9 protein-coding genes and 1 pseudogene are annotated in these 7,978 nt (G+C 71.3%); 4 read left to right on the top strand and 6 right to left on the bottom strand.

Annotated elements, in window-relative coordinates:
• A pseudogene (locus GRC12_RS46105) lies at positions 1–137 on the top strand (RNA-binding S4 domain-containing protein); the annotation flags it as partial.
• 58 nt (positions 138–195) lie between these two features.
• Here GRC12_RS46105 and GRC12_RS39125 read toward each other — a convergent pair.
• Both GRC12_RS39125 and GRC12_RS39120 read right to left on the bottom strand, forming a co-directional pair.
• Complete coding sequence (locus tag GRC12_RS39125; protein ID WP_208785185.1) at positions 196–636, bottom strand: DoxX family protein; 441 nt, start codon at positions 634–636, stop codon at positions 196–198.
• Between the two features lie 87 nt (positions 637–723).
• On the bottom strand, positions 724–1,623 hold the full coding sequence (locus tag GRC12_RS39120; protein WP_208785183.1) for an acyltransferase domain-containing protein: 900 nt from the start codon (positions 1,621–1,623) through the stop codon (positions 724–726).
• A gap of 64 nt (positions 1,624–1,687) precedes the next feature.
• On the opposite strand from GRC12_RS39120, the gene GRC12_RS39115 reads away from it, so the two are divergent.
• Positions 1,688–1,954 (top strand): DUF6343 family protein, encoded by a 267-nt coding sequence (locus GRC12_RS39115; RefSeq protein WP_208785181.1) that lies wholly within the window; start codon positions 1,688–1,690, stop codon positions 1,952–1,954.
• Between the two features lie 48 nt (positions 1,955–2,002).
• Here the strand turns inward: GRC12_RS39115 and GRC12_RS39110 are convergent, their stop codons facing one another.
• The 4 genes from GRC12_RS39110 to rpsA form a co-directional block, all read right to left on the bottom strand.
• Positions 2,003–2,389 carry a tetratricopeptide repeat protein gene (locus GRC12_RS39110; protein ID WP_133042746.1) on the bottom strand — a complete coding sequence of 129 codons (387 nt, stop codon included), beginning with the start codon at positions 2,387–2,389 and terminating at the stop codon, positions 2,003–2,005.
• Between the two features lie 50 nt (positions 2,390–2,439).
• Positions 2,440–3,069 carry a dephospho-CoA kinase gene (gene coaE, locus GRC12_RS39105; protein ID WP_208785179.1) on the bottom strand — a complete coding sequence of 210 codons (630 nt, stop codon included), beginning with the start codon at positions 3,067–3,069 and terminating at the stop codon, positions 2,440–2,442.
• A gap of 45 nt (positions 3,070–3,114) precedes the next feature.
• A complete protein-coding gene (locus GRC12_RS39100; protein ID WP_208785176.1) occupies positions 3,115–4,053 on the bottom strand; it encodes a PAC2 family protein in 939 nt (312 codons plus the stop codon).
• Between the two features lie 148 nt (positions 4,054–4,201).
• Positions 4,202–5,698: a 30S ribosomal protein S1 gene (rpsA, locus tag GRC12_RS39095; protein ID WP_133042749.1), complete on the bottom strand. Its 1,497-nt coding sequence runs from the start codon at positions 5,696–5,698 to the stop codon at positions 4,202–4,204.
• Between the two features lie 374 nt (positions 5,699–6,072).
• Here rpsA and GRC12_RS39090 point away from each other — a divergent pair, with 374 nt between their 5' ends.
• Both GRC12_RS39090 and GRC12_RS39085 read left to right on the top strand, forming a co-directional pair.
• Positions 6,073–6,897 carry a class I SAM-dependent methyltransferase gene (locus tag GRC12_RS39090; RefSeq protein WP_439959934.1) on the top strand — a complete coding sequence of 275 codons (825 nt, stop codon included), beginning with the start codon at positions 6,073–6,075 and terminating at the stop codon, positions 6,895–6,897.
• Between the two features lie 87 nt (positions 6,898–6,984).
• Positions 6,985–7,978: DEAD/DEAH box helicase (locus GRC12_RS39085; RefSeq protein ID WP_208785173.1), on the top strand; the 994-nt coding region annotated here is incomplete at its 3' end.

Below are 7,978 nucleotides of genomic sequence, written 5' to 3'. Positions count from 1 at the left end.
CCCCGCCCCCGCGCGAGGCCGTCGCCCCCATCGGCATCCGCGACCGCGGTGCGGGCCGCCCGACCAAGCGCGACCGGCGGGAGCTGGAGCGCCTGCGGGGCCTGATGGGCGGCTCCGGGCGGCCGGGCGGCCACTGACCCGGGCATACGGAGGTGGCGTCCGGCCCTGACTGGACGCCACCTCCGTCGTCGGGGCTCAGGCCCGTCGTCGTACGAGACCCAGCAGGTCCCGGGTGGAGCCGCGCCGCGCCCAGGCGATCAGGGCGAGCGGCACGATCAGGATCAGCGGGGTCGCGGCGTTCTCGCCGTGAAAGACGATCATCTGGACGAAGAACGCGCCGACCATCAGCGCGCTCAGCGCCATGGCGGCCACCGACTGCAGCACCGGGACCAACAGGGCCACCGCACCGGCCAGTTCGAGCGCGCCGATGGTGTACATGCCCGCACTGCCCCAGCCGATCTTGTCGAAGGCGTCGACGGCGTACTGGTTGCCGATCAGCTTGGGCAGGGCGCTCGCGACGCCGTAGAAGAGGGCGAGCAGCACCTGCACGGTGCGCAGGGCGATCCGGGCGCGGCGACCGCGGGTGGGGACGGCGGCGGGGGCGACGGAGGTGACGGGGACGGTGGTCTCGGACATGGTGTTCTCCTGTGGTGAGCGGTGCGTCTCGCTGTCACAGGGGTAGACCGGGGCGCTCGTCCGAACTCATCGGTGCCCGCGCCCTTTTCACAACGGGAACCAGCCGTGCCCGGTGTACCAGTGGCCGCCCGCCCGCAGATGGTCCCCGACGGCCCGCTCCAGGGCGCTGCGCCGGGGCAGGCTCTCCACGGGCAGCGTCGGATCGCCGAAGACGAACTCCACCGGGTCGGTGTCTGAGGGCTCCCGCTCCTCGCGGGCCAGGCGGAACCGGTCCTGGAAGCGGACGATGTTGGAGCCGGCCGGCAGGTAGTCCCGCAACTGCGGGTCCAGCAGCCAGGAGTGACAGGTCGCGACCCGGTACTTCTCCTCGGGGAAGTACCGGGCGAAGAACTCCGCCGCCAGCGCCAGCGAGCGGTCGCAGGCGGCCGGGGAGAACGGGCCGAGGAAGTCGGGGATGTGCAGGCTCAGACACGGCGTCCCCGGACCGACGTCGAGCCCGGCCGCCGCGAGCGCCGTCCCGGTGCGCCGCCCCAGCCGGGCCCGTTCGAACTGAAGTCTGCCCAGCTGGTACAGCTCGCCCCGGAAGTGGTGCCCGAACCACCACACCGCGTGCACGCCCGCCACGCCGTACCGCCTCCGGTGCACCGCCATGTGCCGGCCGAGGTCGGCGAGAGTGCGCCGGGAGACGTCGTCCGGGATGCCCCGCCCGCGGTGGTAGGCCCTGGTGTACGGCAGCGCCGCCACGAAGACGTACACGGGGAAGCAGCGCTGCAGGGGACCCGAGGGCCAGTCGAGGTCGGGCAGGTCCAGTTCGGTGCCGATCTCCCCCAGCCCCTCGACGAGCTCCGCGACCGACGCCTGAAGCGCCTGCCGCAGCTCCGGGTCGTCGGTCACCCGGCGGCTCATCCGTACGAGGTCGCCGATGTCCTCATGGGGTACCGCGAGATCGAGCAGTACCTCGGCCAGTTCGTCCGCAGCCGGCAGCACGGGAACCCCCTTTGGTGAACGTCCGCATCGAAGAGTACGTTGCAAAGAGGAGCAGTGATCGGCGATGCGTACCGGCAGTGAACCCACGACCGCCCGCAGTGCGCTACGGGCGCGGTTCTGGCTGAGCGTGTGGGGGCTGGTCTGGACGATCTTCGGCACTGCGGCGTTCGCACTGGCCGGGCGGCCGGGGTGGGCGGCCGCCTGCGGGGCGCTGTGGCTGGTGATCACCGTCGACATGACGATCATCCTCAGGCACATCCACCAGGGCCCCCACTACCAGCCGGGCCGCGACATCCCGCCGTATCGGCCGCCGGAGAGCCGGCCGCGCTAGTGGCCGTTCGGCGACGTCGGCATGGTCCGCCGGGGCCTGCCGGCCGGCTCACGCCGGATCGTCGAAGCGGGCCGCCTTCAGGAACTGGGGGTTGGGGTCCAGGGCGGCCGCGAGGCGGAAGTGGCGTTTGGCCTGCTCGCCCCGGCCCTGGCGCTCGTAGGTGCGGGCCAGCGCGAAGTGCGCGAACGCGTTGTCCGGCTCGCGCTCCAGGACGATGGTGAACTCCAGCTCCGCGGGCCGCAGTTGGGCGGCGGCGAAGAAGGCCCTCGCGCGCAGCAGCCGGGCGGCGGTGTTCTCGGGGTGGGCGGCGATCACCGGGTCGAGCAGCTTCACCGCGCCCCGCGGGTCCCGCGCGTTGAGCAACTGCTCGGCGGCACGGAAGTCGATGACATGCGTCTCCGGAGTACGTCCGGTCGAACCGCTGGTCTCGGGCACGGCACAGTCCTTCCCTCACTGGAGCGGTTCAACGCGCCGGAAGCACCCCGCTATTCCTGGGGCTGCTGGGACGAGCCCCCCTGAGCCCGGGCTCTGCGGACGAGGTCGGCCCACACGTCCTTCACCCGGCGCCGCAGTTCCTCGAGCGGTACGTCGTTGTCGATGACGACGTCCGCGATCTCCCGGCGTTTCTCCCGGCTCGCCTGGGCGGCCATGCGGGCCCGCGCGTCCTGCTCCGTCATGCCCCGCAGCCGTACCAGCCGGTAGAGCTGGGTCTCGGGAGCGGCGTCGACGACGATCACGACGTCGTACAGCGGGGCGAGGCCGTTCTCGGCGAGGAGCGGCACGTCGTGCACGACCACCGCGTCCTCGGCGGCGGCCTGCTCCAGCTCCCGGGAGCGGGCGCCCACCAGGGGATGCACGATCGAGTTCAGCACGGCGAGTCTGTCCGGGTCGGCGAAGACGATCGAGCCGAGTTTGGGCCGGTCGAGGCTGCCGTCGGCGGTGAGCACGCCCTGGCCGAAGGCCTCGACGACCGCCGCCAGGCCCGGCGTCCCCGGCTCGACGACCTCGCGCGCGATGCGGTCCGCGTCGATCAGCACGGCACCGCACTCGACGAGCAGCCGCGACACCTCGCTCTTACCGGCACCGATGCCCCCGGTCAGGCCGACTTTCAGCATGACCGAGAGCTTACGGCCCGCCACTGACAACGCACCCCGCAGGTGTCAGTTGTCGCCCTCGCGCTCCGCCAGGAACTTCTCGAACTCCCGCCCGATCTCGTCCGCCGACGGGATGTCGACGGGCTCGGCGAGCATGTTGCCCCTGCTCTCGGCGCCCGCGACCGCGTCGTACTGGTTCTCCAGGCCGGTGACGAGGGAGGTGAGCTCCTCGTCGCCCTCCTGGACCTGGCGGTCGATCTCGGTCTGGGTGCGGTGCGCGTCCGTGCGCAGGGCGTGCGCGATGCCGGGCAGCACCAGCCCAGTGGCGGCCGTGACGGCCTCCAGTACGGTCAGCGCCGCGTCCGGGTACGGGGAGCGGGCGATGTAGTGCGGCACGTGCGCGGCGACGCCAAGGACGTCGTGGCCGGCCTCCATCAGCCGGTACTCGACCAGCGCCTCGGCGCTGCCGGGTACCTGCGCCTCGTCGAAGGGGCTGCGGTGGCCCGGGACCAGGTCGGTGCGGTTGCCGTGCGGGGTCAGGCCCACGGGACGGGTGTGCGGGACGCCCATGGGAATGCCGTGGAAGTTCACGGACAGGCGCACGCCGAGCCGCTCCACGATCTGCTGGACGGCCGCGGCGAAGCGCTCCCACTCCACGTCCGGCTCGGGCCCGGACAGCAGCAGGAACGGCGCTCCGGTGGTGTCCTGCACGAGCCGCACGTCGATGGTGGGCTCCTCGTAGTGGGTCCACCGGTCGCGCTCGAAGGTCAGCAGCGGGCGGCGGGCACGGTAGTCCACGAGCCGGTCGTGGTCGAAGCGGGCGACGACCTGGTGGGGCAGCGAGTCGAGCAGCCGGTCGACGATCTGGTCGCCGGTCTCGCCCGCGTCGATGTATCCGTCGAAGTGGTAGAGCATGACAAGGCCGGCCGACTCCTGGGCGAGCGCCATGTCGACAACGGCGAGGCCCTTCGGCTCCCATGCGTACAAACCCTGCGGATCAAGCACTGTGACCGCTCCTCCTCGTGTTCATACGCTTCAACGCCCCCTGGACCAGGGACATTCCCACCGGGGCCGCTTCCTTGAACACACTGAGGGGCCGCACCTCGAAAGGTGCGGCCCCTCAGTCAGGAGCTACTGCTCAGTGAGCGTCGGCTCAGCTCTGGCCGCCGGCCAGCTTCTCGCGCAGAGCGGCGAGCGCCTCGTCCGAGGCCAGCGCGCCGGAGTTGTCCGGGCCCTCGGAGGAGTACGAACCGCCACCCGCGGCCGGAGCCGCACCCGCGGTGTCGCCGCCCTCGGCGGCAGCGGCGGCGTCGGCCTCGCGGCTCTTGATGACCTGCTGCTGGTGCTGCTCGAAGCGCTGCTGCGCCTCGGCGTACTGGGTCTCCCACGCCTCGCGCTGGGTCTCGTAGCCCTCGAGCCAGTCGTTGGTCTCGGGGTCGAAGCCCTCGGGGTAGATGTAGTTGCCCTGGTCGTCGTAGGACGCGGCCATGCCGTACAGGGTCGGGTCGAACTCCACCGAGGCCGGGTCGGCACCGAAGGACTCGTTGGCCTGCTTCAGCGAGAGGCTGATGCGACGGCGCTCGAGGTCGATGTCGATGACCTTGACGAAGATCTCGTCGTTGACCTGGACGACCTGCTCCGGGATCTCCACGTGGCGCTCGGCCAGCTCGGAGATGTGGACCAGACCCTCGATGCCCTCGTCGACGCGGACGAACGCACCGAACGGAACCAGCTTGGTGACCTTGCCGGGCACGACCTGACCGATCTGGTGCGTGCGCGCGAACTGCTGCCACGGGTCTTCCTGGGTCGCCTTCAGCGACAGGGAGACGCGCTCGCGGTCCATGTCGACGTCGAGGACCTCGACCGTGACCTCCTGGCCGACCTCGACGACCTCGGAGGGGTGGTCGATGTGCTTCCAGGACAGCTCGGAGACGTGGACCAGACCGTCGACGCCACCCAGGTCCACGAAGGCACCGAAGTTGACGATCGAGGAGACCACACCGGAGCGGACCTGACCCTTCTGCAGGGTCGTGAGGAACGTCTGGCGGACCTCGGACTGGGTCTGCTCCAGCCAGGCGCGGCGGGACAGGACCACGTTGTTGCGGTTCTTGTCCAGCTCGATGATCTTCGCCTCGAGCTCCTTGCCCACGTAGGGCTGGAGGTCGCGGACGCGGCGCATCTCGACCAGGGAGGCCGGGAGGAAGCCACGGAGGCCGATGTCGAGGATGAGACCACCCTTGACGACCTCGATGACGGTACCGGTGACGATGCCGTCCTCTTCCTTGATCTTCTCGATGGTGCCCCAGGCACGCTCGTACTGGGCGCGCTTCTTCGAGAGGATCAGGCGGCCTTCCTTGTCCTCCTTCTGGAGGACCAGGGCCTCGATCTCGTCGCCGACGGCGACGACCTCGTTCGGGTCGACGTCGTGCTTGATCGAGAGCTCGCGGCTCGGGATGACACCTTCGGTCTTGTAACCGATGTCGAGCAGGACCTCGTCCCGGTCGACCTTCACGATGACGCCGTCGACGATGTCGCCGTCGTTGAAGTACTTGATCGTCTCGTCGATCGCTGCGAGGAAGGCTTCCTCGTTACCGATGTCGTTGACCGCTACCTGCGGGGTGGTGGCGGTGGTCTCGGTGCTGCTCGTCATGTGGGAAAGGGCTCCGGTACGGACATTGAAGTCGTAGGTACTGCTTACGCCGGGAGCCCGTTTCGCTCTGAAGAAGCCGGACAGCCAAGGAAGCGCCACACAAAACCACTGGTGGCGCCTCGACAACCGAGGGGACATACAACAGATGCGAGCGCAGCCTGCTACGTCTGAGGTGCGCAGGCCCGCAGCGCAACTTGTAGCATACGGGGGCGGCCAGGCAGGGTCAATGCGCGAAGGCGCACACCCGGGGCGGATCGCCCCATACCCGGCACAAGAACTGTCTCGCGAGGCCACGCAGGCCAGCGACACCCCTTCCGTGACACCCGTGGGCGCCGGTCGGCGGGACGAGCCCGCAGACTAATACGAGGGAGCCGATCATCCAAGAGCCCGTTTCTTCCGAGACCGAGTTCGAGCCGGAGGCCACCCGGCGCGCGGCCGACGTCAGTGAGAGCGCCCGGGCCAACCGGGGCTGGTGGGACCGGAACGCGGACGAGTACCAGGTCGAGCACGGCACGTTCCTCGGCGACGACCGGTTCGTGTGGGGTCCCGAGGGGCTCGACGAGGTGGAGGCCGAGCTGCTCGGTCCGCCGGAGGACCTCAAGGGCAGGGACGTGCTGGAGATCGGCGCCGGCGCGGCGCAGTGCTCGCGCTGGCTCGCCGCGCAGGGGGCGCGTCCGGTCGCCCTCGACATCTCCCACCGCCAACTGCAGCACGCCCTGCGCATCGGTGGCTCGTTCCCGCTGGTGTGCGCCGACGCGGGCGCCCTTCCCTTCACCGACGACTCCTTCGACCTGGCGTGCTCGGCCTACGGGGCACTGCCCTTCGTGGCCGATCCGGTGCTGGTCCTGAGGGAGGTGCGGCGGGTGCTGCGCCCGGGCGGTCGGTTCGTCTTCTCGGTCACGCATCCCGTTCGCTGGGCGTTCCCGGACGAGCCGGGCCCGGAGGGGCTGAGCGTGTCGTCCTCGTACTTCGACCGGACCCCGTACGTCGAGCAGGACGAGGAGGGCCGCGCGGTCTACGTGGAGCACCACCGGACGATCGGCGACCGGGTGCGGGACGTGGTGGCCGGCGGCTTCCGGCTGGTCGACCTGGTCGAGCCGGAGTGGCCTGCCTGGAACACCTCGGAGTGGGGCGGCTGGTCACCGCTGCGCGGGAACCTGATCCCGGGCACGGCGATCTTCGTCTGCGAGCGGGACTGACGCAAAAGCGGGACCGGCGGACGAGCGGTACTGACGGAACGCACGCGCGCGTAACGGCGTTCCCTGGCGCCGTACGACACTGGGGGCGTGATCCGTTACGACGCCCTGGACGCGCTGCCGGTGCACAGCGCGCTGCCCGCCCTGCGTGACGCCCTGGACGGGCACGGTACGGCGGTGCTGGTGGCGCCGCCCGGCACCGGCAAGACGACCCTCGTGCCGCTCGCGCTCGCCGGGCTGCTCGGGGACGGGCCCGTGCGCCGGGTCGTCGTGGCCGAACCGCGCCGGATCGCCGCACGGGCCGCCGCCCGGCGGATGGCCTGGCTGCTGGGCGAGAAGGTGGGCGTCAGCGTCGGGTACACCGTGCGCGGCGAGCGGGTCGTCGGCCGTCACGCGCGCGTGGAGGTCGTGACGACCGGGGTGCTGCTTCAGCGTCTGCAGCGGGACCAGGAGCTGGCCGGGGTGGACGTGGTCGTCCTCGACGAGTGCCATGAGCGGCATCTGGACGCCGACACCACGGCCGCTTTCTTGTGGGACGTCCGGGAGACGCTGCGGCCCGAGCTGCGGCTGGTGGCCGCGTCGGCGACGACGGACGCGGAGGGGTGGGCGCGGCTGCTGGGCGACGCGCCCGTGGTCGAGGCCGCCGGCACCGCGCACCCGGTGGAGGTGGTGTGGTCGCCGCCGGCCCGTCCGGTACGGCCGCCGCACGGTATGCGGGTGGATCCCGCGCTGCTGGCGCATGTGGCGTCGACGGTGCGGCGGGCGCTGCGGGAGCGGGACGGGGACGTGCTGTGCTTCCTGCCGGGCGTGGGCGAGATCGCGCGCGTGGCGGGGCAGTTGGGGGATCTCGGCGGTGTCGAGGTGCTCCAGGTGCACGGGCGGGCCCCGGCGGCCGTGCAGGACGCGGTACTGGCGCCGGGCGAACGGCGCCGGGTGGTGCTGGCGACCTCGGTCGCGGAGTCCTCCCTGACGGTGCCCGGGGTGCGGGTGGTCGTCGACTCGGGCCTGGCGCGGGAGCCCCGCGTGGACCACGCGCGCGGATTGAGCGCGCTGACGACGGTACGGGCCTCGCAGGCGGCCGGGC

It is taken from the genome of Streptomyces griseorubiginosus (assembly GCF_017614965.1).
Lineage (GTDB): Bacteria > Actinomycetota > Actinomycetes > Streptomycetales > Streptomycetaceae > Streptomyces > Streptomyces griseorubiginosus_B.
Note: the sequence above shows the minus strand (reverse complement) of the source record. Positions and strands in the feature narration are given on the sequence as shown.